A 23,400-nucleotide genomic window follows, 5' to 3' on the forward strand; every position below is an offset into this window, starting at 1 on the left:
AAAGGTAAAAAAGATGGCAAAGAAAATAACGCGGCTTAAAGCCGCGGCGGGTGCCTGCACCCCGCAAACTCGTGAGCAGGTGATAAGCGATATTAAAAATCTGGGCGATATCCAGCGGGAAATGACCCGACTGGAGACGCAGATTAATGATGAAATTGCACGATTAACGCATCAGCATGCGGCTGATATTGAAGCCATGAAGGCCCGCATCACCCTGTTGCAAAAAGGTATCCAGACCTGGTGCGAGGCCAACCGGGAGGAGCTTACCCAAAACGGCAAAACCAAAACCGCCAACCTGATAACCGGCGAGGTGTCATGGCGTAACCGCCCGCCATCCGTTTCGCTAAAAGGAATGGACGATATCCTGCAGGCGCTGGAAGAAAACGGGCAACACCACTGCATTATTCGCAAGGCACAGGTGGATAAAAATGCCCTGCTAAAAAATCAGGATACCATCAGGCCCCTTAATATTCGCGGCATTACCTTTCATCACCAGCTTGAGGATTTCATTATTACGCCCTTCGGGCAGGAGGTGACCTCATGAGCTATCAGAAAATAAAACCTCTGCGCCGCCAGATTGAAAGGCACATAAACCGCGCCATGCATCACCTGCGGGCAGACCATTCTGCCGCCGCGTATTGTGAATTTCAACATGCCTTCGGGATACTGGCCGGACTCATCGTCGACTCAGATAAGGAAAACCCGTTATGAGCATTACCTGCATCAGCTGCCATCAGGCAACCCGTCACCTGAATCCTGCCCAGGCCCGGATTATCCAGCAACCGGAAAGCGGCGAGTGGGGAATTGACCTGCTGCTGGCCTGCCCACACTGCGGACAGCCTTATAGCGCCTGGATACTTAACTGGGATGTCGTGCCACTAAAAGGTATCACGACAAATTCGCCATCAACGCCACACACTCACAATAAACCCGCCGGTTAACGGGGAGGACATCGCCATGTGGATATTAATTTTGGCCATGTACGCCAGTCCTTATAGCGATAATGTTTTTTCCTCCCTGCATACACAGGATTTTGACACGGCAACCGCCTGTCAGCAGGCCGCCAGACTGTTTGCGAAAAAATTTGAAACCTTCAGGGATATTGATGCCAGGGCGATTTGCGTGAAGAAGTCATAGCGGAAAAGCGGCATGTAAACCATTCAATTGTATAATAACGCCATTCATTTTATAATCCTTCAAACCCCGAAGGATTATTTTTTGCTCACCGCATAAGGAAACCTGACCCCGACCACAACGATAAAGGACGTCACCGATGACCCGACAAAAGTACCTGCAGTTAATCCATATTGCCGCCCACCAGCTCAAACTGGATGACGCGACTTACCGCCAGATGCTGCACAGGCTGACGGGGAAAACATCGGCAAAAGCCCTGAATCCCGGTCAACTGGCGCAGGTGTTAAACGCCCTGAAGACACAAGGCTTCCGTATCCAGCCCCATCAAGCCAATACAAAAAAGCAGACCGACCGTCCGCAACTCCAGAAAATGCAGGCCCTGTGGCAGGCAATGGCCCAGGAGGGCATTGTCCGTGATGCGTCAGCAACAGCCCTGGCCCACTTTGTTAAACGCGAAACCGGCTGTGATTCGCCTTACTGGCTGGACAGCCAACAGGCCAGCCAGGTTATCGAGAAACTCAAGCAGTGGCAAAAGCGCGTGGCGAGGGCAGCATCATGCTAGAGAATACCTTTCGTAGCAAAGGGCCGGAGTTACTGGTTGAGCTGGCCGAACACACCGCCCAGACTGTCAGGCAGATTATCGATGTTGACCCTGCTGTCGCCAGCCAGATAGGTGATGCCGTCGCCAGTCAGATGATGGCGGTCTGGGGCGGGCAAAATGTCTATTTTCCAATGGGGTTGATGTGGAAAATTAATCAGCGTGACCGGGAGATATTTGCTGACTTCAACGGCCATAACCACCACGCGCTGGCGCGTAAATACAAAGTCTCGTTACAGTGGATTTATTCGGTAGTCAAACGGGTTAAAAAAGAAGAACTGGCCCGCATCCAGGGCAATCTGTTTGAAGATGAAGATAAGCCGCCTCGATGACTGTTTCTTGTTTCACGCAGTGAAACGTCGGAGAGAAAAACATAACCTGTACACCAGATAGTGAGTATTGGGTTAATGCTAACCAGACAATAGAAGGATATTTCATATGCTCGATTCATCAGCTGATGGTTGGATCTCTTGTCAAAATCAACTTCCAGCTCCTGAACAATGGGTGCTAGTTTACTCTAGCTATGGGGATATGAAGGTCTGCTTTCTGAGCCAAAGAAGGGAGTGGGATGACGGTGATTTCTACAATGATGTCCATGGAGTTACTCACTGGATGCCGCTGCCACCTGTTCCGCGAGAAAGCACTAATGAGCCCTGGCAACACGGGGCGAAGGAGGACTGAATGATAGATGCATCGCTGTTGGATCTGCCTTGGGCAACTCTGGTAACACTGGCCTCTGGCTACATCGGTTATTTTATTGCCAATGTCGGTCTGAAAGAACACCATAAACCCATTGATATTCTCTTCTCCACACTGATTTTTAGCCTGTTGCCGACAGCAATATACCACGTGACACTATGGTGTGGCGTCAATGCTTACACGGCAACGTTATTGCCAGTGTTATTGGCATTGACCCTGGGTGCATCGTGGCGTAAATATGGGCGTAAACGGTTGTACGCGTTTCTCCGGAAGCATAATATCTCGTGGTCTGATGGTACCCACTCTGCCTGGCAACAAATGTTTGGCCTGACGGATTATCGGGTGACCGAAGTATTTGTGGTACTAAAGGATGGTTCGGGCTTGCTGTCACGATTGCCTGGACGCTTCGAGGGACTTCCAAATGGGCCTTTTACACTGGGTAATAACGGCGATGTCATTCTCTATGTCACGCATAGAAGTTCGGCAAATAGCGATGACTGGGTAGAGTATGGGGATGTTATTCATCAGGACTACGGCGCTCTTGCCACTTACATCCCTGCAGATCAAATTACCAGAATAGACATCAGGAGAAGAGAAGCAAAGCCATCATGCTCTTCTACCGACTCAACTGGATACGACTTCAAGCAGCAACATGATTTCAAGAATCGATTAATTTGAGTGATGATTCCTGTTTCACTATGTGTAACTTAATCACCCTGACTTGTCCCAGATAGATCCAGTTTGTCCCAGGTAGATCCACATTTATCGCACGTTTCCCGTTTAAATATCTCACGTCCTATCAGAATATGGCCCGGTTGCGGTGCACCGCGACGATATGATCGTCAGTTAAGGAGCGGATGATGTTAGAACAGATGGGTAAAGCGGCGCGTGAGGCGTCGTACAAACTGGCGGAGCTCTCCACCGAACAAAAAAATCAGGTACTGCTGACCATCGCCGATCGGCTGGAAGCGGAAAGCGCCGACATTCTGGCGGCCAACCAGCAGGATCTGGCCGATGCGTGCACCAGTGGCATGGGTGCGGCGCTGCTCGATCGTCTGACACTCAACCCGCAGCGCCTGAAAGGCATCGCGGATGATGTGCGCCAGGTGTGCCGTCTGGCCGATCCGGTTGGCCAACTGATCGACGGCGGGCTGCTCGATAGCGGCCTGCGCATTGAACGACGTCGCGTGCCGCTCGGTGTGATCGGAGTGATCTACGAAGCGCGCCCGAACGTCACGGTCGATGTGGCGTCACTGTGCCTGAAAACCGGCAACGCGGCGATTCTGCGCGGCGGGAAAAAGACATACCGCACCAACGCCGCCACGGTGCGGGTGAGCCAGAACGCGCTCATCGAGCATGGTTTACCGGCAGCAGCGGTGCAGGTAATTGAGAACCCGGATCGCGAACTGGTGAATCAGCTGCTGAAGCTGGATCGCTACGTTGACATGCTGATCCCGCGCGGCGGCGCCGGGCTGCACAAGCTGTGCCGCGAAAATTCCACCATTCCAGTGATCACCGGCGGCATCGGCGTGTGCCATCTCTATCTCGACGAAACCATGGAGACGGACGCCGCGCTGGAGGTGATCGTCAACGCCAAGAAGCAGCGTCCCAGCGCCTGTAAATCCCTGGAAACCCTGCTGATTCATCGCGATCAGGCTGAGCGTTTCATTCCAGCGTTTCTGCAGCGTATGGCGCAGGACAACATTGCGCTACACGCCGACGAAAACGCGCTGGCGCTGCAGCAGCAGGGCCCGGCCAGCGTGGTGGCGGTGCAGATGCACCATTACGACGATGAGTGGCTGTCGAACGATCTGAACGTCAAGCTGGTGGCGGACCTCGATGAAGCGGTCGCGCACATCCGCGCGCACGGTACCCAGCACTCCGACGGCATTCTGACGCGCAGTATTGGCAACGCCAATAGCTTCGTGAATCAGGTCGACTCATCAGCAGTGTACGTCAACGCCAGCACCCGCTTTACCGACGGCGGCCAGTTTGGTCTCGGCGCTGAAGTGGCGGTCAGTACGTAGAAACTGCATGCGCGCGGTCCGATGGGCCTCGAAGCGCTCACCACCTACAAATGGATTGGCTGGGGCGACGATACCCTGCGCCGTTAGTTTTCTCTCCGGCATCACAATGGGCATCTGACGCGGTGCCCTTTTTGATCGCTTTCGATCCAGTTATTTCCAGAGCTTTTCGTTTTATTCCTGTCATCTGTGGCGCGCCTGCGGCTTTTCGCCCATTTTTTGCTGTGGGTGCTGGTCTCAGCGTTACAGAACAATCCTGAAAACCCCTGTCAGAACAAGCTGTCAGAAATTCATTACTGGTTTCCACCAAGGCAAAGAGGATAATGATCGTCCAGCTTTATTGATAAAAGCGGTTGGGTAGTAAACTAGCGGTAATATAAAATGAACTGGTAGCAAAAATGAAAATAACATTCAGTCTTTTACTGATGGCAGACTATTAACTGATGGTTAAAAAAGAGAGTACGAGACAAGCTTTTACTGCCAGGCTGATTGCTGCATGCAAGAGCGCGGGAATTGTCGGATATGGACGGAACAAACAGGTCGCTCAGGCACTGCAACAACGGGGATGCAGGATCTCAACTCCAGGGGTCTGGAAATGGTTTAACGCGCAATCCATTCCGGATGACAGTAATCTGCTGGCGCTCAGCCAGCTGTTAGGCGTGCGCGTGGAGTGGCTGCAGTTCGGCATGGAAAAACCGGATGTGGCGCTTGCCCGTCAGCGCCTGATCGATCCGCAGCACATGTTCCGCGTTGAAAGCCTGGATATCGGGCAACGCAGCGCACAGGGTATTGTCGCGCGCGATGAACTGGTCGAGACCATTCAGGCGATTGAATACGGTCTGGATGAGGCGCGCGTGCTGTTTAACGGCCGTCCGGCCGAAAATATCCGGCTGATTGCCCTGAACAGTGACTCGATGGCCGGTACCTTCGCACCGCGCGATCAGCTGTTCGTCGATATCAGCGTGCACCGCTTCGACGGCGACGGCATCTACCTGTTCAATCTCGACAACCAGCTCTACCTCAAGCGGCTGCAGTTACAGCACAAGAAGGTGGCGGTGATCTCCGACAACAAACGCTACGAGACTTGGTATCTGACGCTGGACGAAGCGGCATCGCTGCAGGTGATTGCCCGCGTCATCATGAGCCAAGCGCGTGACTATCAGATTCTGGGCTGAGCATCAGTGCGCTAATTGGCAAAAAAAATAATCCGGCTGAAATCAAAAATTTAACTGCAGGTAAATAAAAAATTAACTTTCAGTGCATTGCCAATGCATTAGAAACTATTAATAATTTGACCATAGATGGACGACATCTCTGCTCCCGGATGAGCCCGCTCTTAAACAATTGAGGCGCTGCACAAGCGCGAGACAACCCACCCAAAGTCAGTGAATTTTGGGATGGGGTGGATACGCACTTAGCAGCGTCGTCAGTTGTCCTCTGCTTTCACTCTCCTCTGCTTATGCCTGGCCGTTTTTTACGGCCGGGCAAGCCAGTTGTGGGTGATTGCAGAGGGGCCACGGACGTCCCGGTCTGTGCCGAATCGCCGTGCTCACCACCCCATCGCCAAAGACTCATTCACAGGAGGAGTTATGGCGATTATTCAATATGGCAAATCAGTCTTTAGCGGTAACGCGCGCACACGTCGCCACCGGCGGCGTCAGCCGCTCAGCCGCCTGAAGCGCAGCATCGACACTGCCCTGGGCTTGGAGTGTGATGAGATCACCCTGCGCACCGCCGAGCGCATCTGCCAGCGGGAAATCCGCTCCCGGGTAGACCGCGCAGTACTGGCGCCCACGCGGCCCTGCAACGACAACCCCAGCTTCGATAACTGCTGTTTGCCCCACGTTCATCTGTACGCCGTGCGTTAATTCTCTGCTGTTTTTCCAGTTCTGAACGGAACGTTTCACCTTTCCTCACTGTTTAGTTGCGCTTGAGCGTTGCGCTTAACGGCTGCCTGCCGCCCGGCGCAACCGATCAGCGAGGTTTATGTGTTGTGGTTATTTGCGCAGCTTTTCATGCCGTTGCGCCCGTCAAAGAGGAACCGTTATGAGCCAAATCATTGCCATTTTGAATTTCGAAGAGGGATACCGCGAAGCGCCTTACCTCGACACGCAGGGGTTTCCCACCGTTGCGGGCGTTATTCGCATCGGGCCGAAAGGCGCGTCGCTCAGCCACTATATCTTCCGCGTGCCGCGCCGCGTTGGCGACGTGTGGAAGCAGTGCATCGTTGAGGGCAAGGTGCAGGAGATGCAGCAGCGCGCGCTGGTGCAGCAGGCACTGAGTCAATGCAATGAAGCGCGCAGCGATGTGCTGATCAGCATGGCCTACCAGATGGGCGTCGACGGTATGGCGCTGTTTCGCGGCATGATCACTGCGGTGACGCAACGCGATTTCGACGCGGCGGCGAATGCCATGCTTGATAGCCTGTGGGCCCGGCAAACCGCGGGGCGCGCCCGGCGTCATGCCGAAGTGATGCGCACTGGCACCTATGACATTTATCGGGGGCTGTTATGAACATGCGCTGGCTGTTGTTCGTTATCGCCGTGCTGGCGGCCATCATCCTACTGCTGTTGCTGCAGCGCTTCACCACGCTGGAGTTTGTTAAACACGCGCGCCTGCTGTTTAAAACCTGTTCGGTGTGGCTGGCGTCGCTGGGTTCGATGCTCAGCGCCTAGGTGCAGTCGTTTCCCTCGTCAGCGCTGGATGCGTGGAACGCGCTGCCGGCGGATATCAAAGAGATCCTGCCGCACAACTATCTCGGCCTGATCGGCGCCTTCATGGTGGCGATGGGCGTACTGGCGCAGTTCGTGCGTCAGAAGAACCTAGTGGAGCAGAGAAAAACGCTGGAGGACAAACCATGAGCTTTCTTCTTTCTCCGCTTGCCGGCAGCTGGCACTGGCTGGCGGCGTGATTGCCGCGCTGATTGCCAGCTACGCCGGCGGCAAAAAAATCGGCAAGGTGCAGCAGCAGGCGAAAGCTGATGTTGCTCAGGCCGAAAAGACCGCAGCGCAGGCGGTTGAAGTTAATCAGCAGCAGCAGCTGCTGCGTGAGGAGGCCAGACGTGTGGAAACCCGCAACGGTAATCTTGATGACGCTGCTGCTCGTGACAAGCTGCAGCAGTCGAAATACCACCAACCCTGAGGCGCCCGTCGTTATCGACTCCGCCTGTTCGTTATTTTCCCCGATTTTACACCCACGGCAATGACGCCGAACGCATGGACATTCGCACCGTGCGCGCCATCAACAACCACAACGATCTCTGGGACCAGCACTGCCGCCCAGCGGCGCACTGACGCTGTTCTCTCGCTTTGTATTGCAAACCTGAAATGCCGAGGAGGCTAAGATGATCGAAGTTAACTCTTTTGCTGAACTGCGTACCACTGTGCCGGCCAAAAACGGCGATCTGGCGTTCCTGCGCCGCTATAATCCGGACTCCACCTTCCGTGGCGGCGGTGATTTCACCGGCTTCATCGGTACCACCACGGCCGCCGATGATGGCGGTACGCTGGCGGTCGGCAATGGCTTTTACTGGAAACGCGTGATCAACGATCCGGCCGACGTCAACGTCTACCGCTTCAGCGCGAAAGGGGACGGTTACGCCAACGATACCGACGCCTTTAACCGCATGCTGGCGTGGACGCAGGGCTACAGCGGTAACATTCGTGACCTGCCGGTGCGTTTCCCGGGCGGTAAATTCCTGATTAACCCGATCGACATCAGCGCCACCGAGATCGCCTTTTTTGGTCTGCAGGGGGATGACGTGGAGCTGGGTTCGCTGCCGCGCGTCACCATCATCTCCGACAAAAGTGCCAATACGGTGTTCAAAGTGAAGGCGCGGCGAACCGCGATCAAAGGCATTACCTGGCACGGTCAGGCATCGGCCGACGTCACCACCAACACCGGCACCATCACCGCCGAGATGTGCACCAATGTGCAGCCGTTCTTCGAAAACACCTGCATCGAAGGCACCATGTTAAATATTTACTGTTTCCGTGCGCAAAACAGCGGCGGTACGGTGATTAAAGCGCTGGATACGCTCGACAGTAAATTCGACCAGATCTACTCGCTGTGGACCTATGGCCGGGTGTTTGATATTGGCTGGTCGAACTCGCCAAACGGCAAGTGGGACCACTCAACGGCTATCGAAATCTGCAACTGTAACTTCCTGACCCGCTACGGCGACGCCACGCTGTACATGCCGCGCGTGACGCAGGGCATCATGCGTAACGTGTGGATTGAGCACATGCGTAATCCGGGCGATCTGTCGGACGGTGCATGGAGCATTGATACGCTGAACATTGAGGATTGCGGCACGCCGTTCAATCTCAATAATGCGCGCGTCATCATGCGCCAGATTGGCCTGCAGTCCGGGGCTAAGATCTCGAACGATATGGCCGGCACGCTGATCATCGGCTCATTCCGCGCGGGCTATTACAGCGGCCACAAAGTCACCAACAATACCGACACCGATAACTGGTATCGCCTCGGCCAGCTGTTCTTCCCGACGGCAAATCAGCAGTGGGTGATGGAGCTGATTGGTAAAGCCCACGTCACCCAGCCAACCGGAACGGCCGCCTCGCCGGTCAATCTGGCGGGCACCGGTAAAACGTGTATTAACCTGCAGCGGCTGGAAACGGTATGGGCTGACGCCTGCCATATGGGGCAGCCGGCGGTGCTGGATATTCGCTACAGCCGCGTCGGCACCACTTATGCCGTGGTATGGGTGAAGCTGCGCGCCAACAGCGGCGACACGCTGATTAACCTGAAGACCACCGGTCCGACGCGTTTTGAAGCCGGCTCCTGCTCGCTGTTCCAGCCTGATTTCTCGGTGGTGACGGATACCACCAAAATGGGCACCCTCAAACCGGCGGCGCGCTTTGGCCTGCACAATGGCGTCGCGGGTATTGGGGCTAACGAGAAAGGCGTGCTTACCGTCGCGACGGCAGCAGGTACGCCGACCAATAAAACTACGCCGACGGGCTTTGTGCTGGTCAATATCAACGGTGTCGATCGTAAGCTTCCTTATTACGATTGAGGCCAGCACCTTTTGGCGAGGCTGCGGCCTCGCCTTTTTTTGTGCTTGGCGCGAGAGGGCGCTGTTCGCCGCGGTTTTTCCACGTCAAAATCGTAAGGCTAGCGCGGGTGATGCTGAAAAACGCAGCACTTAACCGGCACCATCTTGACTCATCCCCCCGATTTTTCTATGTTTACTCCCCGTAGTTCCCGCCTCAATGCCGGTATAGCTCAGTTGGTAGAGCAGCGCATTCGTAATGCGAAGGTCGCAGGTTCGACTCCTGTTTCCGGCACCAGTTAAATCAATCCCTTATCTAATATTCTTACCGTCCCGATTCAGCCTGTGTGACAGATTTATGCCCTAAACACCCATAAACGTGTCGATTTTTTGCATGCGCAGAAAGGTGATATGCGTCGGATGTGCGTACCCGCGCTCAATACAGTATGGTAAAGTGACCACGCCTTTATTCAGGCCTAAGATTGCGGAAAGTCATTCCTGTAAGTGTTGCCACGCTGTAAACAGAATGGCCACAATTAATAATCTGTTTTAGCGATTTAATTACAAACTCATCAGGATAATGCTTACCGTCCAGGATGACCTTTCTTTAAGCCATTTTAATGACTCTAATGTGGCGGTTAAACTCAAAGCGATTTGGGTAAGGAAAAGACCGCCTCGATAGAACAGAAGACAGCTTTGACATAACAGTGGAATTGAGGGTGATATGGAAATAACAAAAAAGTTTATTTTAGATGGATTAGCCAGGTTTGATCTCAGCAATCTTCCCGGCAGACCTTTTGATAACGCATTTGAGCTTTTAGCGGCTCCTCCAGCCAGAAAGCGTCTTATCATGCTGGGATTCAATGGCTCTGCGGTGGATGCTCACATATCAAATGCAAACTCGATAATTAAAGATTATGAAGAACCCGATGTTTCAAACGTGGAAAAAGGAACGCAGGGATCGTGGGGGATTACCCATCTGGCCAGACGTTTACAGCAAATTCCAGCCAGTCTGGGTTATAACTGGCAGGATGTTGTTTACACCAATGCTTTGATGATGTGGTCCGAAAACGCAGAATCCTTAAAACAGGAAGCCATCAAACATCACCAGACAATGGAAGGGCTAATAAAAAACTCAATGTCTTTTTTTGAGGAAGTAACACTACCATTGTGTATCCGGAATTGATTATTGTCCACAGCAACGGACTGTCATCACTCTCCGCTGCAAGCCTGTTACTGAAGCATTTTGGCGATAAAGATACATTGATGTATTCCCATCCAAAGGGTTATTTCACAACGTTTGGTTTCGTTGGGCGATTCAAAGATAAAATTGTTCCTGTTGTTTGCGTTCGACACATGTCGAGATTTAAACCTCAGGAGGAGTATATTAAAATCGCGATTTCTCAAATGCATGAACTGGTGCAGGCTGAAATGCGATCAGCCTGAGATGGCGCAGGATGATTACTACCTTCATATTTCATGGTAATAAAATTTTGGATCGCCCTGGCGTCTGCCATAGAAAAATATTCACTTGAGAAGATCGGGACAGTTACAATCTAAAGAGAGGAACACGGCTCTGGCATTACACCCTGCGCCGCAGTGCGATCAACTGCGGCGCTCAGATCGTTCTCAACCAGCAATCAGCGCGCGCGGTTCCAGAAACGCGCTGATACCCGCTTGTCCCATCTCCCGGCCTATGCCGGAGTGGCGGAAACCGCCGAACGGCGCGCGCGGTTCGTGTGCCAGCGTGTTGATCATCACGCGGCCGGCGATCAGCTGTTCTCCTACGTTGCGTGCACGCTGTTCATCCGCATCGATCACCAGTGCCGACAGGCCGTAATCGCTGTCGTTGGCCATGGCGATGGCTTCGGCTTCATCGCGGTAGGTCAGGATGCTCAGCACCGGGCCAAAAATCTCTTCGCGCGCCAGCGGCATTTCATTGGTGACATCGCTGAACAGCGTCGGGCGGATATACCAGCCGTGGTGCAGCCCATCCGGGCGGCCGCTGCCGCCGCTCAGCAGGCGCGCGCCCTGTTGTTCGCCAAGCACAATTGTGCCAGCTAACCGGCAAAAGCCATCCCACCTTGTGGCGGATGTGGGCAAAAAAGAAAGACTTCCCAGCTCCACAGAAAAGTAGAAGCGGTACTTTCTTAGGCTGGCCTGAAAAAGATTATGAAGAATGGGTTGACTCTCAAAGAGGTAACAGCACCCGTTAGAACACCTGTTACTTTTAATTTACAGAGGGAAATTCACATAACGCATTGATTTTAAATGGCGCGCCCTACAGGATTCGAACCTGTGACCTACGGCTTAGAAGGCCGGTGCTCTATCCAGCTGAGCTAAGGACGCATAGAAGATGCGTCGGATTATACGTCGGCACGCTGGCGCGTCAACGTTTTTGCCGCCAACGGACGGCAGAGTGTCGAGGGAATGAACAATTCGCCTTAATGACGCTGACGCCACTCGCTCAGCGAGACCAGATTACTCACCTCCGCGGATTCCCCTTCCAGTTCAATCCCCTGCTGCGTGAAGCGCGCATTATACTGCTCGCGTAACGCATGCAGCTCTTGGCTGTCCGGCTCCAGCTGGCGCAGGAACCCCAGCGCCAGCAACAGCTGCTGACGTGAAATCAGGGCGGAGAACCCCGCCTTCGTCAGAAGGTGATGCCAGCGCTGTGCGTTCTCATCGCTGCCATCGACAATCAGCACCTGCCAAATCAGCAGCACTGCCGCGCCATTATTGAGGTGCGCTTCGTTGTCGCCGCGAATGTAATCGGTGAACTCATTTGCCGCCTCTTTGCCCATCTGCGCAAGCAGCGATTCGACGTGCACCGGCGGCAGCTGCAGCTGCTTGCTGAGCGCCTGCGCGGCGTGGCGCGAACCGGCGGTCAGCAGCTGAAATCCCACAACAAACACTATCGCCAGCGTGGCGAGCATCAACCAAATCATCACGTGTTCCACATCATTGCCTGGCGGGCATAATACGCGCTAAGCCTGGCGCGCGCCATGGCGAAAAATCGGGAAACAGGTCGCGTAAACGAATCTGTGACTGACAGCCGCACGCGCTTCTGACAGAATAGGCGCCATCCCCGATTCAACTCTCTACAGATGGATTTCCTCTCTGATGGCAGCAAAAATTATTGACGGTAAAACGATTGCGCAGCAGGTGCGCCTTGAGGTTGCCGAAAAAGTGCAGCAGCGTCTCGCTGCCGGTAAACGCGCCCCTGGCCTGGCCGTGGTGCTGGTCGGTGAAAACCCGGCATCGCAGATCTATGTCGCTAACAAACGCCGCGCCTGCGAAGAGGTCGGTTTTGTGTCGCACGCTTATAACCTGCCCACCAGCACCAGCGAAGCCGAGCTGCTGGATGTGATCGATGAGCTGAACAATGACGACGCTATCGATGGCATTCTGGTGCAGCTGCCGCTGCCGGCCGGGATCGATAATGTCAAAGTGCTGGAGCGCATCACGCCGGATAAAGACGTTGATGGCTTCCATCCTTATAACGTCGGCCGTCTGTGCCAGCGCGCCCCTAAGCTGCGTCCGTGTACGCCACGCGGCATCGTGACGCTGCTGGAGCGCTACAACATTGATACGTACGGCCTGAACGCCGTGGTGGTTGGCGCATCGAATATCGTTGGTCGCCCGATGAGCATGGAGCTGCTGCTGGCCGGCTGCACCACCACTGTCACTCACCGTTTTACCAAAGATCTGCGCCATCACGTTGAGCATGCCGACCTGCTGGTGGTGGCGGTCGGTAAGCCGGGCTTTATCCCGGGCGACTGGATCAAACCGGGTGCGATTGTGATTGATGTCGGTATTAACCGACTGGAAAGCGGCAAAGTGGTCGGCGATGTGGATTTTGCGTCAGCCTCTGAGCGCGCAGCTTACATCACGCCTGTACCGGGCGGCGTTGGCCCGATGACGGTCGCCACGCTGATTGAGAACACGCTGCTGGCGTGCGAGCAGTATCACGACGTGGAGCAGGCATAATGGCGAGTTTTTCACTGGGTAAACATGCGCACGTTGATTTGTGCGATCTGCTGAAGCTGGAAGGCTGGGTCGAGAGCGGCGCGCAGGCCAAAGCGGTGATCGACGAAGGCGAAGTGCGCGTCGATGGTGCCATCGAGACGCGTAAGCGCTGCAAGATTTTTCCCGGTCAGACGGTTGAGTTTGCCGGTCAGCGCGTAACGGTTGTGGCCTGACTAGCTAGGTGCGCATGAATGCGCACCCTACACCAGTCGATCGCTGATGATAAAAAGGGCGAACCGCAGTTCGCCCTTTTTGTTATTTACGGCGCCAGCTTGACCCCTTCGGGCCATCTTCCACGATAACGCCCAGCTCATTCAGCTTGTCACGCGCGATGTCCGCCTGCGCCCAGTCTTTTGCGGCACGCGCATTGGCGCGGGTTTTCACCCAGTGTTCAATCTCCGCCACTTCATCGGCATTCACCTGTGCGCCACTCTGCAGGAACTGTTCTGGATCCTGCTGCAGAATGCCCAGCACATCGGCCAGCTGACGCAGTTTCGCTGCCAGCGCATCGGCGGCGGCTTTATCTTCACTCTTCAGACGATTCACTTCACGCGCCATATCAAACAACACCGAGTAAGCTTCCGGCGTGTTGAAATCATCGTCCATGGCGGTACGGAAGCGTGCTTCAAACGCCTCACCGCCAGCCGGCGTCGCGCTGGCATCGGTATGGCGCAGCGCGGTGTAAAGGCGCTCCAGCGCCGCACGTGCCTGATTCAGGTTATCTTCGCCATAGTTGAGCTGGCTGCGATAGTGGCCGGACATCAGGAAGTAGCGCACGGTTTCCGCATCGTAATGCTGCAGCACATCGCGCACGGTAAAGAAGTTGCCGAGCGATTTAGACATCTTTTCCCGGTCGACCATTACCATGCCGGAGTGCATCCAGTAGTTCACGTACGGGCCATCGTGTGCACAGGTCGACTGCGCCACTTCGTTCTCATGGTGCGGGAACATCAGGTCTGAACCGCCACCGTGGATGTCGAAATGGGTGCCAAGCTGTTTGCAGTTCATCGCCGAACACTCAATGTGCCAGCCCGGACGGCCGTTACCCCACGGTGAGTTCCACGCCGGCTCATCGGCTTTAGACATTTTCCACAGCACAAAGTCCATCGGGTTGCGTTTCACTTCTGCCACTTCTACGCGCGCGCCGGCCTGCAGCTGTTCGAGATCCTGACGCGACAGCACGCCGTAATCTTTATCGCTCAGCACATCAAACATCACGTCGCCGTTATCCGCTACGTAGGCATGGCCGCGATCGATCAGCTTGCCGATCAGTTCGATGATCTCCCCGATGTGGCGCGTAGCGCGCGGCTCGAGATCCGGCGGCAGAATACCCAGCGCGGCAAAATCTTTGTGCATTTCGGCGATCATCCGGTTGGTCAGCGTTTCGATGCTTTCACCGTTTTCGTTGGCACGTTTGATGATCTTGTCATCGATGTCAGTGATATTACGCACGTATTTCAGCTTATAGCCCACGTAACGCAGGTAACGCGCGACCACGTCGAATGCCACAAAGGTACGCCCATGGCCGATATGACAGAGGTCGTAAACCGTGATTCCACACACGTACATACCGATTTCACCGGCATGAATGGGTTTAAGTTCCTCTTTCTGGCGACTCAGGGTGTTATAGATCTTTAGCATTGAACGATTCCGTTGTTTACGTGTGCGGGATACGCCTTCTTGATGTAGCCGGTTATTGTGCCGTATTTTTCCGACTTGTGCATCGCTCGCTTCGCAACTGCCGTTGCCTTACTGACGCGTTATTGGAAATTGTGATATAAGAGGCGTCTACAAAAATGCCCCGCCGCCTTGCCGGTGCGGCAGTTGATACTGACGACAACCTCCACAGGACGAATATAATGGTCACTTTCCAGACGAACCATGGCGATATCGTAATCAAAACCTTCGATGACAAAGCGCCGGCTACTGTACAGAACTTCCTGGACTACTGCCGTGAAGGTTTCTACGACAACACCATTTTTCACCGCGTGATCAACGGTTTCATGATTCAGGGCGGCGGTTTCGAGCCGGGCATGAAGCAGAAAGCCACCAAAGCAGACATCCGCAACGAAGCCAATAACGGCCTGAAAAACACCAAATGCACGCTGGCGATGGCACGTACCCAGGCACCTCACTCGGCCACCGCACAGTTCTTCATCAACGTTGCCGATAACGACTTCCTGAACTTCCGTGACGAAAGCCTGCAGGGCTGGGGTTACTGCGTGTTTGCTGAAGTGGTTGAAGGCATGGACGTAGTCGAAAAAATCAAAGCAGTGAAAACCGGCCGCAGCGGCATGCACCAGGACGTGCCGGTTGATGACGTGATCATCCAGAAAGTGACCGTCAGAGAGTAATGTCGCGCACGCTGTTTATCGCAGATTTACATCTGTGTCAGGAAGAACCGGCAATCACTGCCGGTTTTCTGCATTTTTTGCAGGGGGAAGCGCAGCAGTGTGATGCGCTTTACATCCTCGGCGATCTGTTTGAAGCCTGGATTGGCGATGACGATCCTAATCCGCTGCATCAGCAGATCGCCGACGCCCTGCGTGCCCTGCCGGTGCCAAAATTCTTCATTCACGGCAATCGCGACTTCCTGTTAGGTCAACAGTTTGCCCGCGCCAGCGGCATGACGCTGCTGCCCGAAGAGCAGGTGCTGGAGCGCTATGGTCAGCGCGTGCTGATGATGCACGGCGACACGCTGTGTACTGACGATCACGGTTATCAGCGTTTTCTCGCCAAAGTGCATCAGCGCTGGCTGCAGCGGCTGTTTCTCGCGCTGCCGTTGCGTCTGCGTATGCGCATTGCTGCGCGGATGCGGGCCGACAGTAAGCAGGCCAACCAGCACAAGTCACTGAGCATCATGGACGTCAACCCGCAGGCGGTAGCCGCGGCAATGACGCGCCAGCAGGTGCCGATCCTGATTCACGGTCACACCCATCGCCCGGCAATTCATCAGTTCGACCTCGCCGGCACGCCAGCGCAACGCGCGGTGCTGGGCGCGTGGCATGAGCGCGGATCAATGATTCAGCTGGACGCACAGGGCGTGCAGTTGATCGAATTTCCTTTCTGATTGTTTGCGGCGGAAATGCCGGTTTTCCGCCCACGCAACCGTTTTCCTTGCCGCTGTCTTGTGCTATTCTCTGTGCCCTTCTTTACCTGCCCGCCCGGTCAGGTTCGTTTGATTATTCACAGGAGTTGACCGCATGTCATCCAACGCCGCCCCGGCCCGTATCGCCATCGTCATGGGTTCCAAAAGTGACTGGGCTACCATGCAGTTCGCCGAGGAAATCCTTAACAGCCTAGATGTCCCGTTCCACGTTGAAGTGGTCTCTGCGCACCGTACGCCAGATAAGCTGTTCAGCTTCGCAGAGCGCGCAGCCGACAACGGTTTTCAGGTGATCATCGCCGGTGCCGGCGGTGCGGCGCACCTGCCAGGCATGCTGGCGGCGAAAACCCTGCTGCCGGTGCTGGGCGTACCGGTACAGAGCGCAGCGCTGAGCGGCGTGGACAGCCTCTACTCCATCGTACAGATGCCGCACGGTATTCCGGTCGGTACGCTGGCCATCGGCAAAGCCGGTGCCGCCAACGCCGCACTGCTGGCGGCGCAGATCCTGGCGATTCACGATCGCGAGCTGGCTGGCCGCCTGGCCGCCTGGCGTCAGAGCCAGACCGATGAAGTGCTGAATAATCCGGATCCGCGGGAGGACGCATGAAGCCAGTTTGCGTACTCGGCAACGGTCAGCTGGGCCGCATGCTGCGCCAGGCCGGCGAGCCACTGGGCATCGCCGTGTATCCGGTCGGGCTGGACGCAGAGCCGTCGGCACTGCCGATCGCGCAAAGCGTAATCACCGCGGAAATCGAGCGCTGGCCGGAAACCGCGCTGACGCGCGAGCTGGCTAACCATCCGGCGTTCGTTAACCGCGATATTTTTCCGCGCCTCGCCGATCGCCTGACGCAAAAGCAGCTGCTCGACCAGCTCAACCTGGCAACCGCGCCATGGCAGTTGCTGGCCGACAAAAGCGAGTGGCCGGCGGTATTTAGCACGCTGGGCGAGCTGGCGATCGTCAAGCGCCGCACCGGCGGCTACGACGGCCGCGGCCAGTGGCGCCTGCGCGCCGACGAAACCGCAACGCTGCCGGATGAGTGCTACGCCGAGTGCATCGTTGAGCAGGGCATTAACTTCAGCGGTGACGTCTCGCTGGTGGGCGCGCGCGGGCACGATGGCCGCACGGTGTTTTATCCGCAGACGCACAACCTGCATCAGGACGGCATTCTGCGTACCAGCGTTGCCTTCCCGCAGGCTGATGCCGCGCAACAGCAGCAGGCGGAAGCGATGCTGAGCGCGATCATGCATGAGCTGAAGTACGTGGGCGTGATGGCGATGGAGTGTTTCGTCACGCCGCAGGGCTTGCTGATCAATGAGCTGGCACCGCGCGTGCACAACAGCGGCCACTGGACGCAGAATGGCGCCTCAATCAGCCAGTTTGAACTGCACCTGCGTGCGGTGCTCGGTCTGCCGCTGCCGCAGCCGGTAGTGTTTGCGCCGTCGGTGATGGTCAACCTGATTGGCACCGACCTCAATACCGACTGGCTGCAGCAGCCGCTGGTGCATCTGCACTGGTACGATAAAGAAGTCCGCACCGGACGCAAGGTCGGGCACCTGAACCTGACCGACAGCGATCCGGCACGCCTCACCACCGCACTCAATGCGCTGGTACCGCTGCTGCCTAACGCCTATGCGAGCGGCATTGCGTGGGCAGTGGCAAAATTTTAACTAGGCTGTGTCCCTTAATTACATAACCTTTTGTAAAACAGCCGGATGCATCCCAGTTTCATCATCGCCAGATAATTCCTCGCCGTTTTGTCATAACGTGTGGCAATGCGGCGGTATTCTTTTGTCCGGAGTGGGCTTTGTCAGCCAGCACTGCATGGCCACGACGCTTCATGCTGCCGTTCCGGCGCTGAACACCAATACCGTCCACAAGACGTTGTGCAAACTGGCTTTCGTGAGCCTGACCGGGACTCAGTACGATATTTAACGGCAGACCGCTTCCGTCTGTCGCCAGATGGATTTTGGTGCCAAAACCACCGCGAGAGCGACCCAGCCCATTATCTCCGGCGGTATCGGAATGTTTTTTTGCGCCCCGGCGGCGCACCTGAGTGCCCGGATATTGCTGCCATCCAGCGCAGTTGCGGACCAGTCAGCGAGACCATGAGCATCAAGAGAAGAAAGTAACCTGTTGAAAATAATGTTAATCACTCCCGATTTAGACCATCGATTAAAACGGTTATAAACGGTCTTCCATGGGCCATATCGCTCAGGCAAATAGCGCCATGGTGCGCCTGAACACAGCACCCAGAACATGCCGTTGATGATCATACGATGTTCAGCCCATGGACGTCCGGCCCGTGGTGTTGCTGGTTCAGCAGGTAATAAGGGCTGGATGATAGTCCATGCTTCATCGGGAAGGTCGTAGCGAGCCATAGTTCAATGTGTTGTGGAAACAGGTAGTTACTATATCTCAGGTGATTAAGGGACACAGCCTAATGACTCAATCCAGATCGGGCCGGCCCTTGCGGCTCGATCATTAAAACAAAAAATAATAATTAATTCTTAACGCCAGCAATCACTGCATTTTCATCGCAATATGGTATCGATGGTCAATATGACTCACCTGAAAACCATGGGCAGCGAATAAGACTTCCAGTGCCTTTTCCGAATAAATTGTTATATGCCCCGTTCTGGGCGACACATAAAAGCTATTCATTCCACGAGCTGAGAAACTCTGTTCCGGGTGCGGGCCGTTCGCTGTGTGAGTTGAGAAGAATAGCACCCCGCCCACCGTCAGGAATTCGGAGATTTCTTTAATAGTTGAATGAGGATCAGGAACATGCTCTAAAACTTCAATACAACTCATGAAGCTAAAACTGTTTCTCTCAGGATAAGACTGATTATCGTTAAAAGGATCCCATGCCTGGCAGTCAAGTCCACTGCCACGCAATAATGAAGCGAGCGTGCCAGTACCACCGCCATAGTCAAGCATTTTACATCCATGGTACTTCCCGAGATATTGCATGATGAAATCATGTATTCTTAAAGAGCGTGATGATTCAAAATTAGGATCAAAAGCCCCATAACCTTCATTATAAATATATTTACCAAACTCTTCATGGCTCCAGTCATCCATAGCCTAAGTAAATATTAAATTACACGATGAACATTGATGATAATAAATAGCCGTCCCAGTCAGCGGATAAATATAACGATTTGGATGATCGGAACCCATGCCGCAAGTATTAAAATCAGTGACTCCCCAGAGATTGCTGTCTGAGCCACATATTTTACATGTAATGATGTGTTTTAACGATCGTACGTTGAGATTAACCATGTCATTCACCCATGATGGTATTGATACAATCTACAATGCGGCCATGGGGTTATGATTCTTAAGTCTGTGCCAGATTCTTATACAATCAGATTGTTGAACAACATGCTGGTCGAACTGCCAGATAAAAGGGTTTTAGGCTGCGTTTGAGGATTATGATACTCCCTCAAACGCAGTTGCTTCAGCTCGCTCGTCCCCTTTCTCAAGGCATCAGGCGGCATCAAACCGCCTGAACAGCGCTTTCCCCTTCAGTAAGCGGACACCCAGCCAGCCGCCGCACAGCGACAGCAGCGCCGCGCCACACAGCGGCAGCGCCAGCCACAGCGTCCAGTCTGGCTGCTAGGGAAAATCAAAAATCCGGCGCTGTAATCCCCACAGTGCCGCTTCCGCCCCCAGAGCCGCCGCGATTCCCACGACCACGCCAAGCAGCGCAAACTCACACCACAGCGTGCCGCGCAGCAGGCGCTGACTGGCACCGAGCGTGCGATACACCACCAGCTCCTGCCGGCGCTGGCGCATGCCGACCTGGATCTGCGCCAGCAGCAGCAATACACCGCAGACCGTCACCAGGATCACCATGATCTCCAGCGCCTGGCTCACCTGGGCCAGCACCTGACCAATCTGCTTCAGCATGCTGCCGACATCCAGCAGGCTCAGCGTCGGGAACGCGCGGTTGAGCTGCGCCAGCAGCGCGGGATCGTTAGCCATGCGGAAGCTGGTCAGCCAGGTTTGCGGCTGCTGATCGAGCGCGCCCAGCGGGAAGATAAAGAAGAAGTTTGGCCGCAGGCTCTCCCAGTCGACCTTGCGCAGACTGGTGATCGTCGCGCTGAACTGCTGCGTATCGCCGCTAAAAGTCAGCCTGTCGCCGAGCCTGACGCCCAGACGATCGGCCAGCTCGACCTCCATCGAGACTTCACCGGCTTTCGGCGGCCAGCTGCCGGCTACCAGCGGATTGTGATCCGGACGTTCCGCCTGCCACGTCAGATTAAGCTCGCGATTCAGCGCGTTATCCAGCCTGGGATCGGCCGGCTTGCCGTTCAGCTCAGTGAGCCTTGCCCGCACGATCGGATAGAAGGTTCCGGCGTTAACCTGATGCTGCCGCAGGAAATCGTCTACCTGCGGCACGTGCTGCTGGGTCAGATTGAGTAGAAAATAGTTGGGCGCATCCGCCGGTAATTGCTGCTGCCAGCGATCGAGCAGATCGCCGCGCATCACCAGCAATAACGCCAGCAGCATATAAGGAGAGTGAAAACGCCGCCAGCTGGCTGAGCGTCATGGCTGGCTGACGCAGCAGACGGTTGATCGCCAGGCGCAGCGCCAGATTACGCACCACCAGTCTGCGCAGCAACAGGAGCGTTCCCCAGCCGAGCAGCGCCAGCAGCAGTGCCAGCATCACCACGCCAGCCAGCAGCGCCCACAGCATTTTGCTGCCGCCCATCAGCAGCGCCACCAGATCGTAACGGCTGCGGCAGTAATGACTCATGGCGACCGCCACTGCGGCAATTGCCAGCAGCAGAGTTAACAGCGCCGAGAGCAACAGAAACTGCTGCGCACGCTGCATTGAGCGGCCCAGCGCATCCTCGGAATTTTCCACGCTGATCCAGCGCTCGCCGGCCTGCAACTGCGGCTCAATCCAGCGATCATAGCGCGCCAGCGGTGCCGCCTCGCCGGAGAACGTATAGCGCCAGCTCAGACGGCTACCCGGTTGGATCGCGCCGGTTTTCTCCACGTCAGCAAGGTTCATCAGCAAACGCGGCGCCGTCTGAAACGGATTAAATCCGCCGTCCGGCTCCTGAATCACTTCGCCGGCAATGCGCAGCGTGGTATAGCCCACGTCAATGCGGTCACCGACCTTCAGGTTAAGCAGCACCAGCAGACGCGGCGCGGCCAGCACCGTTCCGGCCACCGGACGCAGACCGGGCGGATCCGTCTGCAGGATGCCGAACATCGGGTACGCATCATCCACCGCTTTGATATCGGCCAGCTGTGGCGTCTCCTGCGCAAAAGTCATGGTCATGAAGCTGAGCTGCCGGCTGACCGCCAGCCCCTCTTCGCGCGCTTTGTCCAGCCACGCATCCGGTGCCGGTTTACTGCTGCGCAGCGTGCGGTCGCCAGCCATAAAGTCACGGCTCTGCTGGCTCAGCCCTTTCTCCATGCGATCGCTGATTGAGCCCAGCGCCAGCCAGACAATCAGCAGCGAGGGCGAACGCCACTCGCGCCAGAACCAGCGCCAGATCATGCTTCCTCCCACAGCTTGCCGTCGCGCAGCCGCAGGCGACGATCGCAGCGTGCCGCCAGCTGCTCATCGTGCGTCACCAGAATCAACGTGGTGGCGAAATCGCGGTTGAGCGAAAACAGCAGATCGGCGATGCGATCGCCGGTTTTGCGATCGAGGTTACCGGTCGGCTCATCGGCAAACAGCAGGCCGGGACGGCCACTGAAGCCACGCGCTGCTGTTCGCCGCCGGAGAGCTGGGCCGGCAGATGGTGCAGACGATCTTTCAGTCCGAGCTGCGTCAGTAATTCAGTGGCCTGCGCGCGACTGTCGTGATCGCTGTCTCCGCGTAGCAGTGCCGGAAGCTGCACGTTCTCCAGCGCGTTGAGCGTGGGCACCAGCATAAGTGACTGAAACACAAAGCCGACCTCACGCGCGCGTAACGCGGCGCGCTGCTCTTCGTTCATCTGGTGCAGCGGCTGGCCCAGCAGATGCACTTCGCCGCTGCTGCCATCATCCAGTCCGGCGAGAATGCCCAGCAGGGTGGATTTCCCGGATCCCGATTCGCCGATCAGCGCCAGCGTCTCGGCTGGTTTGACAACCAGCTCAACTCCGGTAAGGATGGTCAGCTGATGCTCTCCCTGACCGACGGACTTAGTAAGATGATGAACTGCAACAATGTTTTTCGCTGGCATTATTCCTTCCTGTTGTTATTGCTGCTGCTGGTGTCGCGCATCGCCGCCGCCGATACCCTGCTGATTCTCGGCGATAGCCTGAGTGCCGGCTATCGCATGTCCGCCACCGCCGCCTGGCCGAGCCTGCTCGATAAAACCTGGCAACAGCAGCCTAAAGTTGTTAACGCCAGCATCAGCGGTGATACCGCCGGTCAGGGGCTGGCGCGGTTGCCGGGCCTATTAAAACAGCATCAGCCGCAGTGGGTGTTAATCGAATTCGGCGGTAACGATGGGCTGCGCGGCTTCCCGCCGCAAAACATCGCGCAGGATCTGAGTAAAATTATCGATCAGGTTAAAACCGCCAACGCCCAGCCGCTGCTGATGCAAATTCGTCTGCCGGCTAATTATGGCCGACGCGACACCGACGCGTTCAGCGCGATCTATCCACGCCTCGCACAGCAGTATCATATTCCGCTGGTTCCGTTCTTTATGGAGCAGGTTTATCTGAAGCCGGAGTGGATGCAGCAGGACGGTATTCACCCCAATCCGGATGCGCAGCCGTTCATCGCCAATTTGATGGCTGAGCAACTGGCTCCGCTAGCTAAGCATGATTAACGCCGCGACGTGACCA

Annotated in this window: 23 protein-coding genes, 2 tRNA genes and 6 pseudogenes; 23 read left to right on the forward strand and 8 right to left on the reverse strand. The window is 55.6% G+C overall.

Annotated features, from left to right (window positions below; translation table 11 throughout):
• The first annotated feature begins 13 nt into the window (after positions 1-13).
• The 16 genes and pseudogenes from AC6I8M_RS13955 (at position 14) to AC6I8M_RS14030 (ending at position 10,652) form a co-directional block, all read left to right on the forward strand.
• Complete coding sequence (locus tag AC6I8M_RS13955) at positions 14-544, forward strand: host-nuclease inhibitor Gam family protein (protein WP_010617119.1); 531 nt, start codon at positions 14-16, stop codon at positions 542-544.
• On the forward strand, positions 541-711 hold the full coding sequence (locus AC6I8M_RS13960) for a hypothetical protein (protein ID WP_010617120.1): 171 nt from the start codon (positions 541-543) through the stop codon (positions 709-711). The genes AC6I8M_RS13955 and AC6I8M_RS13960 overlap by 4 nt, the downstream gene beginning before the upstream one ends.
• Positions 712-957: 246 nt before the next feature.
• Positions 958-1,137 carry a hypothetical protein gene (locus AC6I8M_RS13965; RefSeq protein WP_022547326.1) on the forward strand — a complete coding sequence of 60 codons (180 nt, stop codon included), beginning with the start codon at positions 958-960 and terminating at the stop codon, positions 1,135-1,137.
• A 136-nt stretch (positions 1,138-1,273) separates the two neighbouring features.
• On the forward strand, positions 1,274-1,696 hold the full coding sequence (locus tag AC6I8M_RS13970) for a gp16 family protein (RefSeq protein WP_498013375.1): 423 nt from the start codon (positions 1,274-1,276) through the stop codon (positions 1,694-1,696).
• Positions 1,690-2,064 (forward strand): Mor transcription activator family protein, encoded by a 375-nt coding sequence (locus AC6I8M_RS13975; protein ID WP_498013374.1) that lies wholly within the window; start codon positions 1,690-1,692, stop codon positions 2,062-2,064. Before AC6I8M_RS13970 ends, AC6I8M_RS13975 begins: the two co-directional genes overlap by 7 nt.
• A 106-nt stretch (positions 2,065-2,170) precedes the next feature.
• On the forward strand, positions 2,171-2,413 hold the full coding sequence (locus tag AC6I8M_RS13980) for a DUF551 domain-containing protein (protein ID WP_022547376.1): 243 nt from the start codon (positions 2,171-2,173) through the stop codon (positions 2,411-2,413).
• A complete protein-coding gene (locus AC6I8M_RS13985; RefSeq protein WP_022547375.1) occupies positions 2,414-3,109 on the forward strand; it encodes a hypothetical protein in 696 nt (231 codons plus the stop codon).
• 182 nt (positions 3,110-3,291) lie between these two features.
• Positions 3,292-4,545 (forward strand): annotated as a pseudogene (gene proA, locus AC6I8M_RS13990) (glutamate-5-semialdehyde dehydrogenase).
• A 353-nt stretch (positions 4,546-4,898) separates the two neighbouring features.
• Entirely contained in the window at positions 4,899-5,630 is a 732-nt protein-coding gene (locus tag AC6I8M_RS13995; RefSeq protein ID WP_041387342.1) for a S24 family peptidase, read from the forward strand.
• Positions 5,631-6,044: 414 nt separating this feature from the next.
• Complete coding sequence (locus tag AC6I8M_RS14000; RefSeq protein ID WP_010618015.1) at positions 6,045-6,323, forward strand: transcriptional antitermination N peptide; 279 nt, start codon at positions 6,045-6,047, stop codon at positions 6,321-6,323.
• Between the two features lie 178 nt (positions 6,324-6,501).
• The gene (locus AC6I8M_RS14005) at positions 6,502-6,969 is read left to right on the forward strand and encodes a lysozyme family protein (protein ID WP_058948951.1); all 468 of its coding nucleotides are present in this window, start codon (positions 6,502-6,504) and stop codon (positions 6,967-6,969) included.
• Positions 6,970-6,971: 2 nt separating this feature from the next.
• A pseudogene (locus AC6I8M_RS14010) lies at positions 6,972-7,316 on the forward strand (DUF7940 domain-containing protein).
• 46 nt (positions 7,317-7,362) lie between these two features.
• On the forward strand, positions 7,363-7,596 hold the full coding sequence (locus AC6I8M_RS14015) for a hypothetical protein (RefSeq protein WP_010618017.1): 234 nt from the start codon (positions 7,363-7,365) through the stop codon (positions 7,594-7,596).
• A gap of 202 nt (positions 7,597-7,798) precedes the next feature.
• A complete protein-coding gene (locus tag AC6I8M_RS14020; RefSeq protein WP_498013468.1) occupies positions 7,799-9,490 on the forward strand; it encodes a putative phage tail protein in 1,692 nt (563 codons plus the stop codon).
• Between the two features lie 198 nt (positions 9,491-9,688).
• A tRNA-Thr gene (locus AC6I8M_RS14025) sits at positions 9,689-9,764 on the forward strand.
• A 426-nt stretch (positions 9,765-10,190) separates the two neighbouring features.
• Entirely contained in the window at positions 10,191-10,652 is a 462-nt protein-coding gene (locus AC6I8M_RS14030; protein WP_010618019.1) for a hypothetical protein, read from the forward strand.
• Positions 10,653-11,095: 443 nt separating this feature from the next.
• Here AC6I8M_RS14030 and AC6I8M_RS14035 read toward each other — a convergent pair.
• The 3 genes and pseudogenes from AC6I8M_RS14035 to AC6I8M_RS14045 form a co-directional block, all read right to left on the reverse strand.
• Positions 11,096-11,518, reverse strand: a pseudogene (locus tag AC6I8M_RS14035) (aldehyde dehydrogenase family protein); the annotation flags it as partial.
• Positions 11,519-11,738: 220 nt separating this feature from the next.
• A tRNA-Arg gene (locus tag AC6I8M_RS14040) sits at positions 11,739-11,815 on the reverse strand.
• A gap of 95 nt (positions 11,816-11,910) precedes the next feature.
• Positions 11,911-12,414 (reverse strand): DUF1198 family protein, encoded by a 504-nt coding sequence (locus AC6I8M_RS14045; protein WP_041387738.1) that lies wholly within the window; start codon positions 12,412-12,414, stop codon positions 11,911-11,913.
• 175 nt (positions 12,415-12,589) lie between these two features.
• On the opposite strand from AC6I8M_RS14045, the gene folD reads away from it, so the two are divergent.
• Positions 12,590-13,456 (forward strand): bifunctional methylenetetrahydrofolate dehydrogenase/methenyltetrahydrofolate cyclohydrolase FolD, encoded by an 867-nt coding sequence (gene folD / locus AC6I8M_RS14050; RefSeq protein ID WP_010618498.1) that lies wholly within the window; start codon positions 12,590-12,592, stop codon positions 13,454-13,456.
• A complete protein-coding gene (ybcJ, locus tag AC6I8M_RS14055; RefSeq protein ID WP_010618497.1) occupies positions 13,456-13,668 on the forward strand; it encodes a ribosome-associated protein YbcJ in 213 nt (70 codons plus the stop codon). Before folD ends, ybcJ begins: the two co-directional genes overlap by 1 nt.
• Before the next feature lie 82 nt (positions 13,669-13,750).
• Here the strand turns inward: ybcJ and cysS are convergent, their stop codons facing one another.
• Complete coding sequence (gene cysS, locus AC6I8M_RS14060) at positions 13,751-15,136, reverse strand: cysteine--tRNA ligase (RefSeq protein WP_498013469.1); 1,386 nt, start codon at positions 15,134-15,136, stop codon at positions 13,751-13,753.
• A gap of 218 nt (positions 15,137-15,354) precedes the next feature.
• On the opposite strand from cysS, the gene ppiB reads away from it, so the two are divergent.
• The 4 genes from ppiB (at position 15,355) to purK (ending at position 18,269) form a co-directional block, all read left to right on the forward strand.
• Positions 15,355-15,849 carry a peptidylprolyl isomerase B gene (ppiB, locus tag AC6I8M_RS14065; RefSeq protein WP_010618495.1) on the forward strand — a complete coding sequence of 165 codons (495 nt, stop codon included), beginning with the start codon at positions 15,355-15,357 and terminating at the stop codon, positions 15,847-15,849.
• The gene (gene lpxH, locus AC6I8M_RS14070) at positions 15,849-16,565 is read left to right on the forward strand and encodes a UDP-2,3-diacylglucosamine diphosphatase (protein ID WP_058948952.1); all 717 of its coding nucleotides are present in this window, start codon (positions 15,849-15,851) and stop codon (positions 16,563-16,565) included. The genes ppiB and lpxH overlap by 1 nt, the downstream gene beginning before the upstream one ends.
• A 133-nt stretch (positions 16,566-16,698) precedes the next feature.
• Positions 16,699-17,208, forward strand: coding sequence for a 5-(carboxyamino)imidazole ribonucleotide mutase (gene purE, locus AC6I8M_RS14075; RefSeq protein WP_010618493.1), 510 nt, complete (start codon positions 16,699-16,701; stop codon positions 17,206-17,208).
• Entirely contained in the window at positions 17,205-18,269 is a 1,065-nt protein-coding gene (gene purK, locus AC6I8M_RS14080) for a 5-(carboxyamino)imidazole ribonucleotide synthase (protein ID WP_010618492.1), read from the forward strand. Before purE ends, purK begins: the two co-directional genes overlap by 4 nt.
• Positions 18,270-18,283: 14 nt before the next feature.
• On the opposite strand, the pseudogene AC6I8M_RS14085 reads toward purK, so the two are convergent.
• The 4 genes and pseudogenes from AC6I8M_RS14085 to ybbA all read right to left on the reverse strand — a co-directional run bounded on the left by AC6I8M_RS14085 (position 18,284) and on the right by ybbA (position 22,790).
• Positions 18,284-18,980, reverse strand: a pseudogene (locus AC6I8M_RS14085) (IS5 family transposase).
• Between the two features lie 142 nt (positions 18,981-19,122).
• Entirely contained in the window at positions 19,123-19,683 is a 561-nt protein-coding gene (locus tag AC6I8M_RS14090; protein ID WP_022549296.1) for a class I SAM-dependent methyltransferase, read from the reverse strand.
• Positions 19,684-20,091: 408 nt separating this feature from the next.
• Positions 20,092-22,120 (reverse strand): annotated as a pseudogene (locus AC6I8M_RS14095) (ABC transporter permease).
• A pseudogene (gene ybbA, locus AC6I8M_RS14100) lies at positions 22,117-22,790 on the reverse strand (putative ABC transporter ATP-binding protein YbbA). Before ybbA ends, AC6I8M_RS14095 begins: the two co-directional pseudogenes overlap by 4 nt.
• On the opposite strand from ybbA, the gene tesA reads away from it, so the two are divergent.
• Complete coding sequence (tesA, locus tag AC6I8M_RS14105; protein WP_195910871.1) at positions 22,758-23,384, forward strand: multifunctional acyl-CoA thioesterase I/protease I/lysophospholipase L1; 627 nt, start codon at positions 22,758-22,760, stop codon at positions 23,382-23,384. The pseudogene ybbA and the gene tesA overlap by 33 nt on opposite strands.
• The last annotated feature ends 16 nt before the right edge of the window (positions 23,385-23,400 follow it).

The organism is Type-A symbiont of Plautia stali (assembly GCF_059731155.1).